Genomic DNA, 18378 nt, shown 5'->3' on the forward strand with positions numbered 1-18378 from the left:
CATGACATCCCCCAGGATGATCGCAGGATGGCCGCCCCTGTCGGCCCTCCCCAGCCTCCCTGTCATGAGGGAGGGTTCCCTGCCCCCCGGTTATCAGGGAGGGGCGCTGGCCCCTCTTTGGATGGCGCCATGACCACGTCGACACGCCTTCGACTGCGCCGCGAGTTCCATATGGACGGTATCGTGCAGGGGGTCGGTTTTCGCCCCTTCGTCTATGGGCTGGCGCTGCGCCACGGCCTTGCCGGTTATGTCTTGAACGATGCCAATGGCGTCACCATAGGCGCCGAAGGATCGCCTCAGCAGCTCGCCAGCTTTGCCCGCGAACTGCGGGAACTCGCGCCACCGCTTAGCCGAATCGATCATTTCAGCGAGCGTGAGCTGCCCCGAGATCAGGATCCCGACTTCGATGGCCAATTTCATGGCCAGTTTCGAATTAAAGCGAGCCAGCAGCAGAGCGCGGCTACTGTCGCCATCTCGCCGGATCAGGGGATGTGCGAGGCGTGCGCCCGGGACGTGGCCAACCCCAAAGATCGCCACCATCGCTACCCCTTTACCAACTGCACCCACTGCGGCCCGCGCTACACCATCATCCACCGCCTCCCCTACGACCGCCCCCACACCGCCATGGCAGGCTTTGCCATGTGCCGGCGCTGTGCGGCGGCCTATGAAAACCCGCTGGATAGACGCTACCACGCCCAGCCGGTGAGCTGCCCCGAGTGCGGGCCCCATCTCAGCTGGCGCAGCGGCCATGGCGAGGCGCTGGCCGAGCATGAGGATGCCCTGCAAGCAGCTGCCCGCGCCCTGCAAGCGGGCAAGCTTATCGCGGTCAAGGGGATGGGGGGTTATCACCTGATATGCGATGCCCGCAATGAACAGAGTGTTGCCAGATTGCGAACGCTCAAGCGGCGCGCGCGCAAGCCGCTGGCGGTGATGATGGGCTCCCTTGCCGAGGCCAAATTGCATGTCACCGGCTGCGAAGACGAGTGGCAACTGCTCGCCTCTCAGGCCAGACCCATCACCTTGCTGCGCAAGCGAAAAAGCGATGATCGGCCGTCAGAATCCCAACTGACAACGGCGCCGCTGGCGGAGGGGATCGCCCCCGGCATCCCCTACCTTGGGGTCATGCTCCCCTATACCCCGCTCCATCAGCTGCTGCTGGACGCCTGTGCCATGCCGCTGGTGGCCACCAGCGCCAATGGTCGTGGCAGCCCAATCCTTATCGAGTGCGAGGCTGTGGTCAGGGAACTCGGCAGCGAGATTGACGGCATCCTGGATCACAACCGCCCCATCCTGCACCCGTGCGACGACAGTCTGGTGCAGTGGGCGGGCGGGCGACGCCAGACGTTGCGCCTCGCCCGGGGTTATGCCCCCTGCACCCCCAGCCTGCAAGAGGCGGTCAGGGCGCCGCTCTTGGCTGTCGGGGCGCAGCAGAAGAACCAGCTGGCGCTCGCTTTCGGCCGCCAGCGCATCTACAGCCCCTATATCGGCGATCTGCACAGCCTGCCGATGCAGGAGCACTTCGAGCAGACCCTGGCCACCTTTCGCGAACTCTACGACCTCAAGCCAGAACTGCTGGTCTCGGATCGCCACCCCGGCTACCTCAGCCATCAGTGGGCCAAGGGCTATTGCCAGGATCAGGGTGCCACCCACCTCGAGGTGCAGCACCATCACGCCCACCTGCTGGGGGTGATGGCCGAGCACGACATCACGGGCCCGGTGCTGGGTGTTGCCTTCGATGGCACCGGCCTTGGCGATGATGGCACCCTCTGGGGCGGCGAGCTGCTGATCGCAGACGTTCAGGGCTTCGATCGTGTTGCCCACCTCGCGCCTTTCAAGCTGATCGGCGGCGAGGCGGCCATTCGCGAGCCGGTGCGTCAGCTGCTGGGGCTGCTGTTTGAATCGCACAGCCCTGAGGAGATCAGTGCCCTCGATATTCCGCTGATCAACAAGTTGCCAGCTGAACGGATCAGCAATCTGCACCAGCTCTGGCAGTTGGGTCGCAACGCCCCCTACACCAGTTCCATCGGTCGGCTGTTCGATGCGGTGGCAGCGATCTTGGGAGTGATCGACACCCCCGATTACGAGGGCGAAGCTGGGCTATTGCTGGAGGCAGCCGCCTTGCAGCTGGCCCCTGATGAACAGCCCTTACCCCTTGCCTTTGATCTCAGCCAATCAGCGGAAGGGCCGCTGCAGATCGAGTGGGCCGAGCTCATCAATACCCTTGTCAGCGAGCGGCGCCAAGGCACCTCCACCGCCAGCCTGGCCGCCGGTTTTATCCGCGCCATCAGCAAGCTGGTCATCGCCCTGGCCGAGCGCTTCCCCGGCTATCCGGTGGCGCTCGGGGGCGGCGTGTTTCAAAACCGGGTGCTGATGGACCAGCTGGTGCCCGCTCTCGAAGCCGCCGGCCGGCAGGTATTGACCAGCGAAACCCTGCCGCTCAATGACGGTGGCATCGCCGCCGGTCAGCTCTGGTTTGCCATCCACCATCTTGCCACGCACCAGCCTGCCACAGCCGGTTGTGCCACCTTGTCGGAGTCCTGAAATCCATGTGTCTATCCATCCCCTCTCAGGTGGTGCAGCTGCACCCCGAAGATAACTGCGTCACCGTCGACACCCTGGGGGTGCAGCGGCGCGTCAGCTGCATGCTGCTCGAAGAGCCTCTTCAGGTGGGCGACTATGTGCTGCTCCATATCGGCTTTGTGATGAGCAAGATTGACGAAGAGGAGGCGCAGGCCAGCCTCGAGAGCTTCCGCCAGATGGTGGCCCTTATCCCTGCGCAGGATATCTTGCCATGCTGACCCTCAATGATCTCTTTCAGGGCTTTCGCCAGCCCGAGGTGATCCGCGCCCTCGCCGCCCAAATTAATGAACTGGCCAAAGACCTGCCCGAGCCGCTGCGGGTAATGGAGGTATGCGGCGGCCATACCCACACCATCATGAAGTACGGCCTGCACCAGCTGCTGCCGGCCAGCATCGAGTTTGTCCACGGTCCCGGCTGCCCGGTCTGCATCATGCCCAAAGAGCGCATCGATCAGGCCATTGAGCTCGCCCGCCAACCGAACGTCATTCTGGTCACCCTGGGGGACATGATCCGGGTGCCGGGCTCCAAAGGCACGCTGGCGCAACAGCGGGCCAAGGGGAGCGATATCCGCCCGGTCTATGACCCCCTCGACGCCCTGCGCATCGCCCGTGAGAACCCGGAAAAAACCGTGGTCTTCTTCGCCATCGGTTTCGAGACCTCCACCCCGATGACGGCCGCCTTGCTGGCTGCCGCTGAAGAGCAAGAGGTCGAGAATCTCTTGTTTCATATCAACCATGTGCTGGTGCCCCCCGCCATTCATGCGGTGATGGCCGACGGAGTGGCCAAGGTGAACGCCTTTATCGGCCCCTCCCACGTCAGCGTCATTACCGGCGCCGATATCTACCTGCCTATCGTCGATCGTTATCAGGTGCCGGTGGTGGTGAGCGGCTTCGAGCCGGTGGATGTGATGGAGGCGCTCTTGATGATGGTGCGCCAGAAGGTGGAGGGGCGCTACGCGCTGGAGGTGCAATACAGCCGCGCCGTCACTGCCAGCGGCAATAAAGCCGCCCAGCGGCTGGTCGAGCGCTTTTTCGAGACCCGCGAGCACTTTCGCTGGCGAGGTCTGGGGGATATCAACGCCTCCGCCCTGCGCCTGCGGGATGCCTTCGCCAGGCGCGATGCGGAGCGTCGCTTTCAACTCAATCAGACTCCCATCGATGACCACAAGGCGTGCCAGTGCGCGGATATCCTGCGCGGCCTGGCCAAGCCGAACCAGTGCAACGTCTTTGGCCGGGGCTGCACCCCGACCCAGCCCATGGGCAGCTGCATGGTCAGCTCCGAGGGGGCCTGCAATGCCTACTACCGATATATGGGGATCCAATGAGAGAAATTCAGTTAAGCCACAGCGGCGGCGGTGTAGAAATGAACCAGCTGATAAGCCACCTCTTCTTTCGCCACTTTGGCAACGAGATCCTGCTGCGCGGTGAAGATGCCGCCCTGCTGCCGGTAGAGGGCCCCGTCGCCTTCACCACCGACAGCTTTACCGTCTCGCCGCTCTTCTTCGAGGGGGGCGATATCGGCAAGCTGGCCATCGCCGGCACGGTCAACGATCTCGCCATGATGGGGGCCAAGCCCGAGTATCTGAGCGCCAGCTTTATCATCGAGGAGGGTTTCCCCTACGCCGATCTGGCCCGCATCGTCGAGTCGATGGCCGCGGAGCTTGCCAACAGCGGTGCCCGCATCGTCTGCGGCGACACCAAGGTGGTGCCCAAGGGAGCAGCCGACAAGATCTTTATCAACACCAGCGGGGTCGGCACCTTCCCGCTGCCTGAGCAGAGCCGGGGCATCTCGGTACGCAACCTCAAGGCCGGTGACGCCATTCTGGTGTCGCGAGATATCGGCAGCCACGGCGCCTGCATCCTGATGGCCCGTGACGCCCTGCAACTGGGATCTGATCTCAAGAGCGACTGCACCACCCTCTGGCCGCAGGTCGAAGCGCTGCTAAAAGCGGGTATTACCCCTCACGCCCTGCGCGATGCCACCCGCGGTGGCCTTGCCGCCGTGCTCAACGAGTGGAGCAGCGCCTCCCAGGTGGCCATCGAACTGGAGGAGTCCGCCATTCCGGTGTGCGATCCGGTACGCGGCCTGTGCGAGCTCTACGGTTTCGAGCCCCATGATCTCGCCAACGAGGGGACCATGGTGCTGGCCCTGCCTGCCGAACAGGCGCAGGACGCGCTGGGCATCTTGCGGCAGTTCAACCCCAGCGCCAGCCAGATCGGCGTGGTGCAGGCGAGCGATCGCCACAAGGTGATCCTGAGCAACCCCTGGGGCAGCCGCCGTTATCTGGAGCTGCCGCAAGGGGAACTGCTGCCGCGGATCTGCTGAGCAGCCATGCCGTTCCGTCAATGACAGGGAGGAGTCACTGCTCCTCCCCATATCGGTTAAGGAGCCACCATGCACGAAATGTCTCTGGCCATGGCCGCCATCGATCTGGCAGCCGAGCAGGCCACCCAGCGGGGCTTTACCAAGGTGACCGCCCTCTGGCTCGAGGTCGGCAGCTTCTCCTGCGTCGACCCGGACACCATTGCCTTCTGTTTCGAGGCGGCCGCCAAGGGCACCGTGGCCCAAGGCGCCCAGCTGCACTTTCAGCACCAGGCGGCAGAGGCCTGGTGTTACGACTGCAACAAGACGGTCACCCTCACCGAGCGCGGGCAGGCCTGTCCCGAATGTGGCGGATACAAATTACGAGTCGCGCAGGGTGATAGCCTGCGCATCACCGACATCGAGGTAAGTTGATATGTGTAGCGTATGCGGATGCGGCCAGGCGCGGATCGCCGGCCATGAGCACGATCATGAGCACGATCATGAGCATCATCACGAACATGAACATCACCATGAACATGAGCACGACCATCATCATGGTCATGACGTCCATCACCATCATGACCACGAGCAGAGTGCGCCGCGCACCCTGATCATTCACCACCACTATCACCATCAGGGGGATGTCCATCACCACTACCACGGGGTACGGGCACCAATAGGAGCAGAGGGTCATGATCACCCTCATGAGCACCACCATGATCACCCCCACGACCATGACCATGACCATGACCATGACCATGACCATGACCATCAGCAGGGTGATCTGCACTACGGCAAAGGGGAAGCGGGATTGTCGGTTCCGGGCATGGGGCAGCGCCAGCTGATCGCCATCGAGATGGATGTGCTGGCCAAGAACAATGCGCTGGCCGCCCACAACCGCGAGCACTTCACAACCGCCGACCAGCTGGTGCTCAACCTGGTATCGAGCCCGGGTTCAGGCAAGACCACCTTGCTGTGCGAAACCCTGCGCCAGCTGGCCGACAAGCGCCCCTGCGCCGTGATCGAAGGGGATCAGCAGACAAGCAGAGATGCGGATCGCATCCGTGCCACTGGCGTGCCTGCCGTGCAGATCAACACCGGCAAGGGCTGCCATCTGGACGCCAAGATGGTCCACGATGCCTGCCACCAGCTGCCCGCCAATGAAGGGGGCATCCTCTTTATCGAGAACGTGGGTAACCTGGTCTGCCCCGCCAGCTTCGATCTCGGCGAGAAGTACAAGGTGGCGATCCTCTCCGTCACCGAGGGGGAAGAGAAGCCGCTGAAATACCCGGACATGTTCGCCGCCGCCCAGCTGATGGTGATCAACAAGACTGATCTACTGCCCTATGTCAGCTTTGACGTGGCCCGCTGCATCGAGAACGCCAAACGGGTCAACCCCTATATTCAGGTGATCCAGGTCAGTGCCACCACCGGCGAAGGGATGGATGCCTGGCTCAACTGGCTGGCCACGGCCTGAAGCTGAACCGGTTAAACACCGCTGCTAACGGTAGAAAACAAGAGAGGGAGGCTGATGCCTCCCTCTCTTTTACCTGCGTGCTTTGCCAACGGTTCTCTCTGTACAGAATGGCCAGCGTTTCACACTCGCATCCCCTCACCCTGGCCCTCTCCCCAGGGAGAGGGAATCGGTTTGTGGATGCCGCGGCTATACGACGCCCTCAAACCCCTCAGGGGGCTTCGAGCATAACAACCAGCCATATTTTCAAACCCCAAGGTTCTCCAAACCCTAAACCCCGAGCCTGGCGAAATGGCACCTTCTGCTCCCTTCTCCCCTTGCGGGAGAAGGGCTGGGGATGAGGGGGAAGCCAATCCTCAGGCCACGCTACGGGCCATCGCCTCCTGCTCCGCAGGCACCTCACCAAAGCGCAGCACCCGATGACAGATCTGGCGCAGCAGCGCCTGCTGGTGACTGAAGACAAGCATGGCGAGACCGCGCTGCTCGCACTCCATCATCAACTCCCGCCAGAGCTGGCGCTGAATCTGCGGATCCAGCTGGGCGGTCACTTCGTCGGCAATCAGCAGTCGGGTGCGGGGATCAAGGGCGCGCAGCAGTGCGATGCGGGCCAGCTCGCCACCTGAGAGCTGACCGGGTTTACGGTCGAGCCACTCAGGCTTGACCATAAAGCGGGCCAGTATGGCGTCATCGGGGCGCCATACATCCCATAACGCCTGCCCGGTGGTGCGATAAGGATTGAAGGTGAGCTCCGGGTGCTGGGGCACCAGCTGGATGGGGTGATAGCCTTTTACCTGTTCAGGCACCGGTTGCCCATCCAGCAGGATCTGCCCGCCGGCCCCAATCGGTTGCCAACCCGCCAATACTCGCCCCAGCGTGGTCTTGCCATAACCGCTCGGGGCAGAGATGCCGAGCCGCTCGCCCGCTTTCACCGTCAGCGATAACCCCTGCCAGAGGGGGCGTTCCCCTTGGGCGATGGTGAGACTTCGTACTTCCAACATTATGAAACCTTCGGCGCAGAGAAGAGCGCATTGAATTCCGGCAGCGCCTTCCAGTGGGCGCGGAGCATCTCGCTCCCCTGCCCCTGGCGCAGATGGTGACTGCTCAAGGTATCGCTCACCTGCCCCTGATGCAGCGCCACAATGCGATCGGCAAAGCGGGCCGCCAGCGCCAGATCATGGGTGACCCAGAGGATGCCGCTGCCCTGATTGGCCAATTCACGCAACTGGCCGAGCAGCAGACAAGCCAGCCCCTCGTCCAGCCAGGCGGTGATCTCGTCCGCCAGAATGTAGCGGGCACCGCCGAGGGCCGCGGTGCAGGCCAGAATGCGCTTGGCCATGCCGCCGGAGAGCTGGCGCGGGAATCTGTCCAGGGTGGTCGCGGGCAGCTGGTAGCGCAGCAGTTGCTCGCCGAGCCGCTCGCGAGAACCGCTCTGGCCGCAGAGGCGTGCCGCACGGCCCAGCTGGCGCTCCACCGTCAGCAGCGGATTGAGGGCGCTCACCCCCTGCGGCACATAGCAGAGGGTGTGACCGCGCAGACGGGCACGACTGGCATCGCACAGGGGCGTGCCATCAAGGGAGATGGAGCCGCGCATCCGCAGATTGTCCGGCAGCAATGTCAGGGCGCTTTGCAGCAGCAGGCTCTTGCCCTCGCCGCTCCCCCCCACCAGCGCCACTATCTCCCCTGGCGCCAGTTGCAGGCTGATATCGGTCAGCAAAGGCTGCCAGCTGCGCCGCCCCAGCCAGGAGTAGTGGGCTGCCTCTATGGTCACCTGATCAAAACTCAGCATGGTTCACTCCTGTGCCACAACAGCTGTTGCAAGGCCCGCGAGTCATCTGAGCAAACAGCAGCGCCAGCCAGACTGTGCTGACGCCAGATGGCGCCTTCAAAACTCAGCATGTATCTCCCCCAAACCCAAACCAGAGTTGTTGCAGGGCCCGGGTAGCCTGATCAAACAGCAGAACCAACAGCAGCAACATCAGCCCCGGGAAGAGGGCCAGCCACCAGCCACCGCCGGCCAGATAACGCAGGGCATCGGCCAGCAGCAGGCCCAGGGAGGCCTCGTGGGCCGCCAGGCCAAAGCCGAGAAAGCTCAGCGCCGCGCTGTGCAGTACCGCGTGGGGGAACATCAGCAGGGTGCCGATAAACCACTGGGGCAACAGCCCCGGCAGCAGGTGGATGCGCCAGCGACGCAGCGCCCCCATCCCCTGACAGCGGGCCAGCACCACATAGTCGCTGCAGGCGATCCGCCGCGCCTCGGCACAGAGAATGAGCGCCAGCTTGGGCCAGTGAGTCAGTGCCACCGCCAGGATCACCCCGCGCATACCGCCCCCCACGGTAAAGCAGATAAGGATCAAGAGCAGCATATGGGGCAACGCCAGCATGGCGTCGATCACCATTCGCACCGCCGCATCACATCTGGGGTGAATGAGCGACACGCTTGCCGCCACCATGGCCAGCAGGCCACTGCAGAGCGCCGTGCTGATGCCAAGCTCCAGACTGGTGAGGGTGCCCTGAAAGGCGCGCAACCAGAGATCCCGCCCCATCTGATCGGTGCCGAACCAGTGGGTCAGCGAGGGAGGCTGCTGGCGCGCCAGCAGATCCATCGGCACATCCTGATGAGAGAGGCTCCAGCCGTAAGTGGCCAGCAGCGCCAATCCAATCAGGGCTACAGCGAGGCGCACTATGGAGGGAAGCGGATTAAACAGCATGCTCGCCCTCCCAGCCCCGATTGATCCGGGCCAGCAGCAAACTGGCCACCGTGTTGCCAATAAAGACCAGCAGGGTGCAGAAGAGCACTATGCCCATCAGCAGGGGGATATCCCCCCGCAGCCCTGCATCTACCGTCGCCTGGCCGAGCCCCGGGTAGGAGAAGACCTTCTCGGCCAAGAGCGACCCGCCAATCAGCTCGCCAAGGGAGGCAAACTGCAGGCAGAGCGCCGGGGTCAGGGCGTGGCGCAGCACATGAAAACGCAGCATGGGCCAGCCGCCATCCCCCTGAGCGCGGGCATAGCGGATAAAGTCGCTCTCCAGCACCTCGGCCACCCGCCCCCGGGTATGCAGGGCAATATTGCCCAACCCGAGCAGGGCGAGCGTGGTCACCGGCAGCAACAGATGGCGCGCTCGCAATGCCCAATCAGCTTCCTCGGCAGCGAGCCCCGGCGTCCAGGCGCAGCAGACCGGAAGCCAAGGCCAGTGCACCGCAAACAGCGCCAACAGCAAGAGGCCGACCCAGAAGGTGGGCAGGGAGGCGAGCAGATAGGCAAACCGGCAAATCAGGCGATCGGGCCAGCGATTGAGATAGCGACCGGCGCAGAGGCCCAGCAACATCCCGAAAAAGCCGGAGAGCAGCCAGGCGCCCGCCAGCAGCAGGAAAGAGGCAGCAAAGCGCTGGCCTATGACTTCACCCACAGGCGCGTTGTAGAGCATGGAGTAACCGAGATCCCCATGCAGCACCTGGCTAAACCAGTGCCAATAGCGCAGCCAGAGCGGCTGATCCAGCCCCCAGCGGGCGGCGATGCGGGCGTACTGCTCCGGCGGCACATGGAGCAGATCGTTGCCGATATAGGCCTTGATGGGGTCGATGGGGGAGTAACTCAGCAGCACAAAGGTGGCGGCCGAGACCAGACATAACAGCCCTGCCAGACGCAGCAGGGCTTTTAGAGTGGCAGTCATCATAGTGGACGAACTTAACGGCACGTCCACCGCCAATCCTGCAGGTTGTTGAGCAGTGACCAGCTACCGTGGATTTCCGGCGCCCCCTTGCCAAGGTCGATGCAACGGTTGGCGAGATAAGTGTGCTGCACGTTGAGCAGCCAGGCCCAGGCCGCATCTCCCTGCACTCCGGCGCCGGTCTTGCCATCCCACTCCACCTGCTGCCAGAACGGCACGGCCGCCTGCCAGTTCGGGGCATCCAGCGCCTGCTTGAGGTGGCTATCCACCACCGGATTGCTGTAGTAGCCCGGATTGTAGAACTCCACGCCACCGGAGCCGCTCTGGTAGTGGTGATAGAGCTCCATGGGATCCAGACTCCCCCACCCCATCAGCACCGGATTGGCGTGCATCTCCCGCTCCACCTGCTCCCAGCTGCCGGACTTGAGGCTCACCTCAAGGCCGATGGGCCCCAGCATGGCCCGCACCGCTTCCGCCAGATCCCGGCGGGTGCTGTCGCCACTGGTGTACCAGAGGGTAAAGGCGGCGCGCAGGGAGCCCTTGTGGCGAATGCCGTCACTGCCCATCTTCCAACCGGCCTCGTCGAGCAGGGTATTGGCGTGGGCCGCATCCCCATCCTTGAAAGCGGTAGCTTTGTTTAGCCAGGGCAAGCCTTCTACCGCGCTATAGGCGGGGATGGCGTGCCCTTCCAGCAGCTGATCGGCCAGTAGCTTGCGGTCGATGGCGTAGTTGATGGCGCGGCGCACCGCCACATCCGAGGTCACGTCGTTGCCGATGGGATAACCCTTGGCATCCTTGCCGCCCGCAGGCGGAATGGGAAAGACGATACCGCGGTTCTCCACACTCGGGCGCACCCACAGCTTGAGGGAAGCAGGCACGGTAGGCGCCAGCGACGGGGCGATGCGCACCACATCGAGTTGATTACTCTGGGCGGCGGCATAGGCGCTCTCTTCATCGATAAAAACAAACACCAGCCGCTTGAAGTCATTGCTGCCGCCGGCGTAATGGGGGTTCGCCTCCACCACCAGTTGCTGACCGGGCAGGAAGCTCACCAGCCGGTAAGGGCCGGCACCGACCGGTTTTTGGGCATATGCTTTTGCGTCGTAATCCTTCTTCGACACTATCCCCAAAGATCCCAGCACGTTGACGAAGGTGCTCTGGGGGGCACTCAGGGTGATGGCCACCTCGGTGGGCGAGAGCACCTTGGCCGAGACAAAGTTGCCCATGTCGATCTTGCCGCCACCCTTGGCTGCGCTGTTGTAGGTAAAGGCCACATCCTCGGCGGTGAGCGGTACACCGTTGGAGAATGTCAGGTCAGGCTTGAGGGTAATGAGCCACCCCTTGCCATCCTTGCTCGGGGTCACCGACTGGGTGAGCACATTCTGCCAGCTGAGATCGGCGTTCTGCTTGAGCAGCGGACTGTGCAACAGCAGGTAGCTGCCGTGGCTCCAGCCAAGCAGAGAGTCAAACCCTTCGGTGGGTTCGGCTCCGATGGCGAGCTTGAGTTCGGCGGGGACGGGCTGAGCAGCCAGCGCCATGGACGAGAAACCGCCCGAGAGCAGGGCCAGCAGGGACAGTGCCCGCACCAGGACTGGTGCACCAAGCAGGCCATCGACGCGGCCATGTTCAATCTTCATCATGATCCTTGTTCCCAGGATTCACTCGCAGAGATGCAACGCCACCTCAATGAGGCGAGTGAGGGGCCCATGCCGGCCCCTGTGTCAAACTGACGCGCCCGGTTGTCGGCACGCCTTGGTCTCAGGACTTTCGTCCCCCGAACAGTCGTCGGCGCCCCAGATCCACGCCGCCCTCCCCCTGCTGCACCGGAAGCGAAAGCAACATCTTGAGGGTGCTGCTCACCAGCGCGTGCCCCTCGTCGGCCCCCAGATGCGGGTCGATGGGGGACATGAGCGAGCAGGCCAGCAACTGCCCCGTCTCGGGCAATGCCCCCACCATAAAGGTCATGTTGCCGCAGGGGAGCTGCAGGGCGAGCCGCTCGCTGCTGCTGCGCACCGGCCAGAGTTGATCCGGCCCCGGCAGCACCACCACGCTCAGCATCCAGGGGGTGAGCACGCAGCCGAGCCACTGCCCTTCAAACAGGGTGCACTCCGCCACGATGGGCATGGCCGGGTGATAGAAGGGCAGGACCTGCATCTCTTGCTGCGCGATCCGCTCGTACTGGGCTACCAGCAGAGGCGCGGGATTCGCGGCAAAACCGGCGAACTCCTGCGCCGACTCTGTCGCGGCTTCGTTCACTACCTCATTCACAATGGATTGCGCCATACGCCCTCCCGCGCTCGCTCGGCCTTCTCCTGCTCAGAGAGCGGAATGGCCGGTGCTCCCAGACTGGCCAACAGGGTCAGGATCCGATCCGTCGCCTCCCCCAACGCCGTCGCCACCACAGGGGTCAGCCCAATGCGGGGTTCGAGGGATGCGGGCTCGACCCCGATCAGGGTGAGCCGCCTGGGGGATTCCCCCGTCATGTGCAGCGCCGAGAGCACGTCCGCCAGCCCCAGCTGATGGGGGGAGATCTTGCGACCAAACAGGGTCGGGATCTCCTCATCCTTCAGGGTCACCACGGTGCCCGGCGGATTGCCGCTGCGCACCGCATCCACCAGAATAATGTGGTCGCGACTGGCCATCGCTTCGAGCAGCTCCATGCCGGCGGTGCCGCCATCGAGCAGCTCGATGCCGGGGGCGAAGCGGTAGTCGCGCTCCAGCCCCTCGACGATGCGCACACCGGCGGCCTCATCACTCAAGAGCAGGTTGCCCACGCCCAGGATCAGGGTGTTCATCACAGCACCTTCACCTGAGTCGTTTCACCACTCTGGGTATCCACCACGTGCACCGCGCAGGACATGCAGGGGTCGAACGAGTGAACTGTGCGCACCACCTCCAGCGGCTTGGCGGGGTCAGCCACCGGGGTGCCCACCAGGGATTGCTCGTAGGGGCCGGGCTCGTCATTGAAGTTGCGCGGACCCGAGTTCCAGGTCGATGGCACCACCGCCTGATAGTTCTCGATCTTGCCGCCCTTGATGACTACCCAGTGGGAGAGCATGCCCCGCGGCGCCTCTTCAAAGCCCACCCCGCGAAACTCCTTGTCCGCCGGGATCTCGGCCTTGATGTAGGCGCTGACATCCCCCTTGCCGATGTTGTCCACCAGCGCCTGCCACTGATGAGACAGGGTGTCTTTGAGCACGCAGCAGCGCACCGCCCGGCCGATGATGCGGCCCAGGGTGGAGTGCAGCTGTTCAGTCTTGATGGCTGAACCGGTGAGCGTTTTATAGAGGCCGTTCAGCTGATCGAAGTGCGCCACCGTCTCCGGGTGCTTGGCAGCCAGCTTGACCAAGAGGTCTGCAAGCGGCCCCACCTCCACCACCTTGCCGTAGAAGGTGGGGGATTTGACCCAGGAGTACTTGCCATCATCCTGCCAGCCGGTGTAGTTGGGCTCGGTCTTGCCCTCCCAGGGCTTGAGGGGGGCGTCATCCTTGTACCAGGCGTGCTTGTTGCTCTCGGCGATGCCATCCATCAGCCAGGCATCCTGATGGCTCTCGATGGGGCGATAGCCGGCCAGATCGCCGTTCTCGATGTAGCCACCCGGCATCAGGAAGCTGCCGCCGTCACCGTCGGTGGGGAGCTCCGGCACGCTCAGGTAGTGCCTGGCCCCCTGCCCCAGGTTCAGCCACTCGGGGTAGTGGGCGGCGATGATGGCGGCATCCACCTTGTAGACCTGCTCGATGAACTCGCCGAGCCGATCGATAAAGTTCTTCACATACATGAGGCGCTCGAGGTTGAGCACGCTCGGCGCATCCAGGTTGATGGGGTTGGCCACCCCGCCCACCGCCAGGTTCTGGATGTGGGGGGTCTTGCCGCCGAGGATGGCGACGATGCGGTTGGCATCGCGCTGGCACTCCAGTGCCTGCAGATAGTGCGCCACGGCGATGAGGTTCACCTCCGGGCTCAGTTTCATCGCCTTGTGGCCCCAGTAGCCGTTGGCAAAGATGCCGAGCTGGCCGCTCGCCACCAGGGCGCGGATCTTCTCCTGCACCTTGGTCAGCTCGTCGGTGCTGTTGAGGGACCAGGTCGATACCCCCTTGAGCATGTCCGCCGCTTTTTGCGGATTGGCCTCGAGGGCCGCGGTGATGTCCACCCAGTCCAGCGCGGAGAGCTGATAGAAGTGGACGATGTGATCGTGGATGTTGTGGGCCGCGATGATGAGGTTGCGGATGTATTGGGCGTTGACCGGCACCTTGGCGCCGATGGCGTTCTCCACCGCCCGCACCGAGGCGATGGCGTGAATGGAGGTGCACACCCCACAGATGCGCTGCACTATCATCCAGGCATCGCGTGGGTCGTTGCCCTTGACGATCTCCTCCATCCCGCGCCACATGGTGCCGGACGACCAGGCCTTGGTGACGACGCCGCCTTCGATTTCACAGTCGATACGCAGGTGACCCTCGATGCGGGTGATGGGGTCTATGGTGATACGTTGGCTCATACGTTGGCTTTCCCTCGGGCCTGATAATCTTGGTGAACACGTTCAAGTGATGGCAGTACCGGCAGCAGCCGGATCAGCAGCAAATAGGCACACACCTCGATGGCGACGAAGCCCAGGGAGATCAGCACTTCCGCCGCGGAGGGGAAGTAGTGGTAGCCATTGCCGGGGTTGAAGGCGAGCAGGGAGTAGTTCAGTCGCCAGAGGGCGGCGCCCAGCAGCATGCTGAGGGCCCCCAGGAACAACATGCGCGAATCGCGGCGGCTCTTGTCCCAGTGGAACACCAGCAGCGGGAAGATCATCAGCGCGATCTCGCTCCAGAACATCAAGGCATAGCGATTCCACTGGGAGAGGTACTCCGACTTGTCGTTGATGACGATCTCGGCAAAGCGCAGCGCCACGAACAGGATCAGGAAGATGTCGATCACCTGGGTCAGCTTGTAGAAGAGCGATTTCTCGTTGGGGCCGCGCCCCGCCAGCCCCGCCTGCACCAGGGAGCCTTCAAACACCACGATGGAGAAGCCCATGATGAAGGCGGTGAGCAAGGAGAAAACCGGCAGCAGTTCATAGCTTTGCCAGAGCGGATGGATCTTCTCACCCGCCACTATCATCAGAGAGCCCATCGAGGATTGGTGCATGGTGGGCAGCAGGGCCCCCAGCGCCAGGATGAAGAACATGATCTTGTTGAGCCGCGCCATGGAGGCCTTCCAGCCGAACTTCTCCAACAGTACGGGGGCAAACTCCAGCGCCATCACCCCGATGTAGATGGTCATGCAGACCGCCGTCTCGAACAGCACGGATGAGGTGTTGAAGAAACCCGGAATGTAGAAGTAGGGCAAGTTCCAGTAACGGCCGACGTCGATGGTGATGGAGAGGCCGCCCAGGGAATAGCCGAACAGGCTCGCCAGCAGGGCTGGCCTTACCAGGGGGTGATACTCGCCCCGGTTGAAGACGTAGACCGCCCAGGCCAGCGCCCAGCCGCCGCAGGCGAAACCGGTGCCGATCAGCAGATCGAACGAGATCCAGAGCCCCCAGGGGTAGCCGCCGTTCAAGTCGGTGACCGAGCCCAGCCCGAAGATGAGGCGTTTGAGGATCAGCATGCCGCACAGGATGACGAACGGCGCCAGCACCATGACCGGCCAGCTGACCAGCCTGCCCCCCAGCGGATGTGCCTTGTGATTACTCATGATCCTTGCCTCCCGATTGCTTGTCATGGCCCGCGTGCGAGTCATGATCGTCGCCATCCTGATGGTCCTTGGTGTTGCGGCGAATGAGCACCGAGAGCCCGGTCAGCACCACCAGCGGCAGCACCATCCCCTTGTAGAGGGTGTGCTGGATATGCTCGGAGCGCGCCCCGGAGGAGAGCTCCGGCAAGTCAGGCATGTCGAGCTTGGTGTAGGGCACCCCGGCCAGCACCAGCACCTGGGTGCCGCCCCCCTCCTTCTCGCCATAGACGTAAGGCTGGTAGTTGGGCACTTCATGCAGGTAGGGATCGTTGGCGCTGAAAGTCTGGCGCGGGTAGGCGTATTCGCTGCCCGGGGTCGCCAGCAGCCGGCGTTTGGCCTCGGCCATCAGCGCCTCGCGGGTGCCAAAGATGACGGCGCCGGTCGGGCACACCTCGACGCAGCCGGGCAGCTTGCCCTGATCGATGCGCTCAAGCCCCTTCTGGTTGCAGAGCTCGCACTTGTGGATCGCCCCGAACGGGTTGTCGTAGTCATATTTGGGCACGTCGAACGGGCAGCCCACCATGCAGTAGCGGCAGCCGGTGCAGACGTCCGGGTCGTAGTGGACGATGCCGGTCTTGGGATCCTTGGTCAGCGCCTGCACCGGGCAGACGGAGACGCAGTTGGGATCGACGCAGTGCATGCACTGCTTCTTGATGTAGGCATAACCATCCACCAGCTGATCCTTGTGCTCACCCGTGCCGCTCTTCCACACCTGAATGATGTTGTTGGTGTAGGGGCTCAGCTTGTCGTTGTTGGACCAGGTCGCTTCCCCGGCCGGATTGGCCGGGTTGCCGTTGAGGCGCTGACACTCCGCCACACAGGCCTGGCAGCCGATGCAGAGGGTGGAGTCGTAGAGCATGCCAAGTGCGCCGGGAATGGGCGGCTTGTTCTCGGCCGCTGCCAGGGCAGTGCCGGAGACGGTGGTGCCCGCCGCCAGCGCACCGACGGAGGCGAATTTGAGAAAATTGCGTCTGTTCACGGTCACTCCTCCCGTGATGAGTGCTGTCCGGCTTCATGGCGCTTCTGCTGGCGACCGAGCTCGCGCACCGTCATCAGACTCACCCCGACCAGCACCCCGAGCGCCCCACCGATAAGGCCGGTGGCGGTGGGCGACATGTGTCCTCCCTCCTGGATGGCCACGTCGGGCTTGTTCACCCGCGGAGTAGGATTCTCCACCTTGGCGAGCTGGAAGATCCCCTTGCTGAAACCCACTCCCTGCTCGTTGCAGCCGTAGCAGGGATGGCCGATGCCCACCGGCCAGATACCGCCGCCCACGTCGCAGAACTCCAGGGTCGAGCAGTTGCCGTAGGTCTCCGGCCCCTTGCAGCCCAGGTGATAGAGGCACCAGCCCTGACGGTGGCCCTCGTCGCCAAACTCCTTGGCGAAACGGCCGGCATCGAAGTGCGGACGGCGCTCGCAGTTTTCGTGGATGAGCCGTTCATAGGCAAACAGCGGCCGCTTCTTGGCATCGAGCGCCGGCAGCTTGCCGTAGGTGATGTAGTAGGCGACCGTGGTGAGGAAGTTGTGGGGGTTGGGCGGGCAGCCCGGGATATTGATAATCGGCGTGCCGAGGTTGCCGAGGGCCTCCTCCAGGCTGACGGCACCGGTCGGGTTGCCGCCGCTGGCGGGCACCCCGCCCCAGGCGGCGCAGGAGCCGATGGCGATGACGGCGGCCGCATCGGCAGCCGCGCGGCGAATATGGTCGACGATGGGTTCACCGGCCACCATGCAGTAGATGCCGCCGTCCTTAAGCGGGATGGAGCCATCCACCACCAGCACATACTTGCCCTTGTAGCGTTCGATGGCATTGTGCTTGTTCTCTTCGGCCTGATGGCCGAAGGCCGCCGAGAGCACCTCGTGGTACTCCAGCGAAATGGTGTTGAGGATCAGGTTCTCGATGGTGGGGTGGGTGGCGCGCAACAGCGATTCGGTGCAACCGGTACACTCCTGCGCCCCTATCCAGATCACCGGTGGCCGCTCGGGGCTGGTGAGCGCGGTGGCCATCTTGGCCACGGCATGCTGGCTTAATCCAAGGGTTGCGGCCATCCCGGCGCACAGTTTCATAAAGTCACGGCGATTAATTCCATGAGCCGATAAAAAAGTATCCTCGACCATTCTTCTTATTCCCGTCAGTGAGCATTGTTTGACAAATGCTTAATTGCGGGAATGCTATGCCTCCCCTTCCCCCTTTATGTTGATCTCCATCAAGTGACGGAACATTATTCAAATAGAAAACTCATCATCATGGATTTAAAAACTCCATATATAGCATAGACTTAGAAAGCATGGCGTGGGCTACCAAAATACCCACTAGGGGGTATTTTTGCGTGTTATTGAATTTAATTCATTTAAATTACCCGTTAGTTCGTGATGTTAAATAATCAAAATGAAAGCGTTGTCACACTATTTGATCCAATATTTATGCTACCAGTTACAGGCTTTTTTTTTGCGTCAAAAGTAGCTAAAAATATATACCTTTAAATTTTATTTAATTATATGTCACCAACCAAAATGAACGCGCAAACGATATTTATTATCAGCTTTTAAGAAATAATACCAATCGGATTAAACATTAGGTCAGTTTTATCCAATCTCGGCTACAAAGTGACATCACCCGCTCCACATCGGCA

18 protein-coding genes are annotated in these 18378 nt (G+C 62.7%); 6 read left to right on the top strand and 12 right to left on the bottom strand.

Annotated features, from left to right (window positions below):
* Positions 1 to 129 precede the first annotated feature (129 nt).
* The 5 genes from hypF to hypA all read left to right on the top strand — a co-directional run bounded on the left by hypF (position 130) and on the right by hypA (position 5316).
* Complete coding sequence (gene hypF, locus OKC41_RS16380; RefSeq protein WP_201894705.1) at positions 130 to 2541, top strand: carbamoyltransferase HypF; 2412 nt, start codon at positions 130 to 132, stop codon at positions 2539 to 2541.
* 5 nt (positions 2542 to 2546) lie between these two features.
* A complete protein-coding gene (locus tag OKC41_RS16385) occupies positions 2547 to 2798 on the top strand; it encodes a HypC/HybG/HupF family hydrogenase formation chaperone (protein ID WP_042648489.1) in 252 nt (83 codons plus the stop codon).
* On the top strand, positions 2792 to 3904 hold the full coding sequence (gene hypD, locus OKC41_RS16390) for a hydrogenase formation protein HypD (RefSeq protein ID WP_201894706.1): 1113 nt from the start codon (positions 2792 to 2794) through the stop codon (positions 3902 to 3904). Before OKC41_RS16385 ends, hypD begins: the two co-directional genes overlap by 7 nt.
* Complete coding sequence (gene hypE / locus OKC41_RS16395; RefSeq protein ID WP_201894707.1) at positions 3901 to 4905, top strand: hydrogenase expression/formation protein HypE; 1005 nt, start codon at positions 3901 to 3903, stop codon at positions 4903 to 4905. The genes hypD and hypE overlap by 4 nt, the downstream gene beginning before the upstream one ends.
* 69 nt (positions 4906 to 4974) lie before the next feature.
* Entirely contained in the window at positions 4975 to 5316 is a 342-nt protein-coding gene (hypA, locus tag OKC41_RS16400; protein ID WP_201894708.1) for a hydrogenase maturation nickel metallochaperone HypA, read from the top strand.
* On the opposite strand, the gene OKC41_RS16405 is transcribed toward hypA, so the two are convergent.
* On the bottom strand, positions 5294 to 5674 hold the full coding sequence (locus OKC41_RS16405; RefSeq protein WP_270672163.1) for a hypothetical protein: 381 nt from the start codon (positions 5672 to 5674) through the stop codon (positions 5294 to 5296). The genes hypA and OKC41_RS16405 overlap by 23 nt on opposite strands.
* Between OKC41_RS16405 and hypB the strand changes: the two genes are divergently transcribed.
* Positions 5669 to 6361, top strand: a complete 693-nt coding sequence (gene hypB, locus OKC41_RS16410; RefSeq protein WP_268843110.1) for a hydrogenase nickel incorporation protein HypB — start codon at positions 5669 to 5671, stop codon at positions 6359 to 6361. The two genes, OKC41_RS16405 and hypB, sit on opposite strands and share 6 nt — an antisense overlap.
* Positions 6362 to 6714: 353 nt before the next feature.
* Here the strand turns inward: hypB and OKC41_RS16415 are convergent, their stop codons facing one another.
* From OKC41_RS16415 to hybO, 11 genes are all read right to left on the bottom strand, one after another.
* On the bottom strand, positions 6715 to 7356 hold the full coding sequence (locus OKC41_RS16415; RefSeq protein ID WP_201894710.1) for an ATP-binding cassette domain-containing protein: 642 nt from the start codon (positions 7354 to 7356) through the stop codon (positions 6715 to 6717).
* Positions 7356 to 8144, bottom strand: a complete 789-nt coding sequence (locus tag OKC41_RS16420; RefSeq protein ID WP_201894711.1) for an ATP-binding cassette domain-containing protein — start codon at positions 8142 to 8144, stop codon at positions 7356 to 7358. Before OKC41_RS16420 ends, OKC41_RS16415 begins: the two co-directional genes overlap by 1 nt.
* Positions 8145 to 8247: 103 nt before the next feature.
* Positions 8248 to 9066, bottom strand: coding sequence for an ABC transporter permease (locus OKC41_RS16425; protein WP_201894712.1), 819 nt, complete (start codon positions 9064 to 9066; stop codon positions 8248 to 8250).
* Complete coding sequence (locus OKC41_RS16430) at positions 9056 to 10060, bottom strand: ABC transporter permease (protein ID WP_201894713.1); 1005 nt, start codon at positions 10058 to 10060, stop codon at positions 9056 to 9058. The genes OKC41_RS16425 and OKC41_RS16430 overlap by 11 nt, the downstream gene beginning before the upstream one ends.
* The gene (locus tag OKC41_RS16435) at positions 10045 to 11664 is read right to left on the bottom strand and encodes an ABC transporter substrate-binding protein (RefSeq protein WP_201894822.1); all 1620 of its coding nucleotides are present in this window, start codon (positions 11662 to 11664) and stop codon (positions 10045 to 10047) included. The genes OKC41_RS16430 and OKC41_RS16435 overlap by 16 nt, the downstream gene beginning before the upstream one ends.
* A 121-nt stretch (positions 11665 to 11785) precedes the next feature.
* Positions 11786 to 12310: a hydrogenase-2 assembly chaperone gene (gene hybE / locus OKC41_RS16440; RefSeq protein ID WP_201894714.1), complete on the bottom strand. Its 525-nt coding sequence runs from the start codon at positions 12308 to 12310 to the stop codon at positions 11786 to 11788.
* Positions 12292 to 12822 (bottom strand): HyaD/HybD family hydrogenase maturation endopeptidase, encoded by a 531-nt coding sequence (locus OKC41_RS16445; RefSeq protein WP_201894715.1) that lies wholly within the window; start codon positions 12820 to 12822, stop codon positions 12292 to 12294. The genes hybE and OKC41_RS16445 overlap by 19 nt, the downstream gene beginning before the upstream one ends.
* Complete coding sequence (gene hybC, locus OKC41_RS16450; protein WP_201894716.1) at positions 12822 to 14525, bottom strand: hydrogenase 2 large subunit; 1704 nt, start codon at positions 14523 to 14525, stop codon at positions 12822 to 12824. The genes OKC41_RS16445 and hybC overlap by 1 nt, the downstream gene beginning before the upstream one ends.
* Entirely contained in the window at positions 14522 to 15709 is a 1188-nt protein-coding gene (gene hybB, locus OKC41_RS16455; protein WP_201894717.1) for a Ni/Fe-hydrogenase cytochrome b subunit, read from the bottom strand. Before hybB ends, hybC begins: the two co-directional genes overlap by 4 nt.
* Positions 15702 to 16727 carry a hydrogenase 2 operon protein HybA gene (hybA, locus tag OKC41_RS16460; RefSeq protein ID WP_042015680.1) on the bottom strand — a complete coding sequence of 342 codons (1026 nt, stop codon included), beginning with the start codon at positions 16725 to 16727 and terminating at the stop codon, positions 15702 to 15704. Before hybA ends, hybB begins: the two co-directional genes overlap by 8 nt.
* Positions 16728 to 16729: 2 nt before the next feature.
* Positions 16730 to 17863, bottom strand: a complete 1134-nt coding sequence (hybO, locus tag OKC41_RS16465; protein WP_042008183.1) for a hydrogenase 2 small subunit — start codon at positions 17861 to 17863, stop codon at positions 16730 to 16732.
* Positions 17864 to 18378: the final 515 nt, after the last annotated feature.

It is taken from the genome of Aeromonas sp. QDB17 (genome assembly GCF_027705305.1).
Lineage (GTDB): Bacteria > Pseudomonadota > Gammaproteobacteria > Enterobacterales > Aeromonadaceae > Aeromonas > Aeromonas caviae.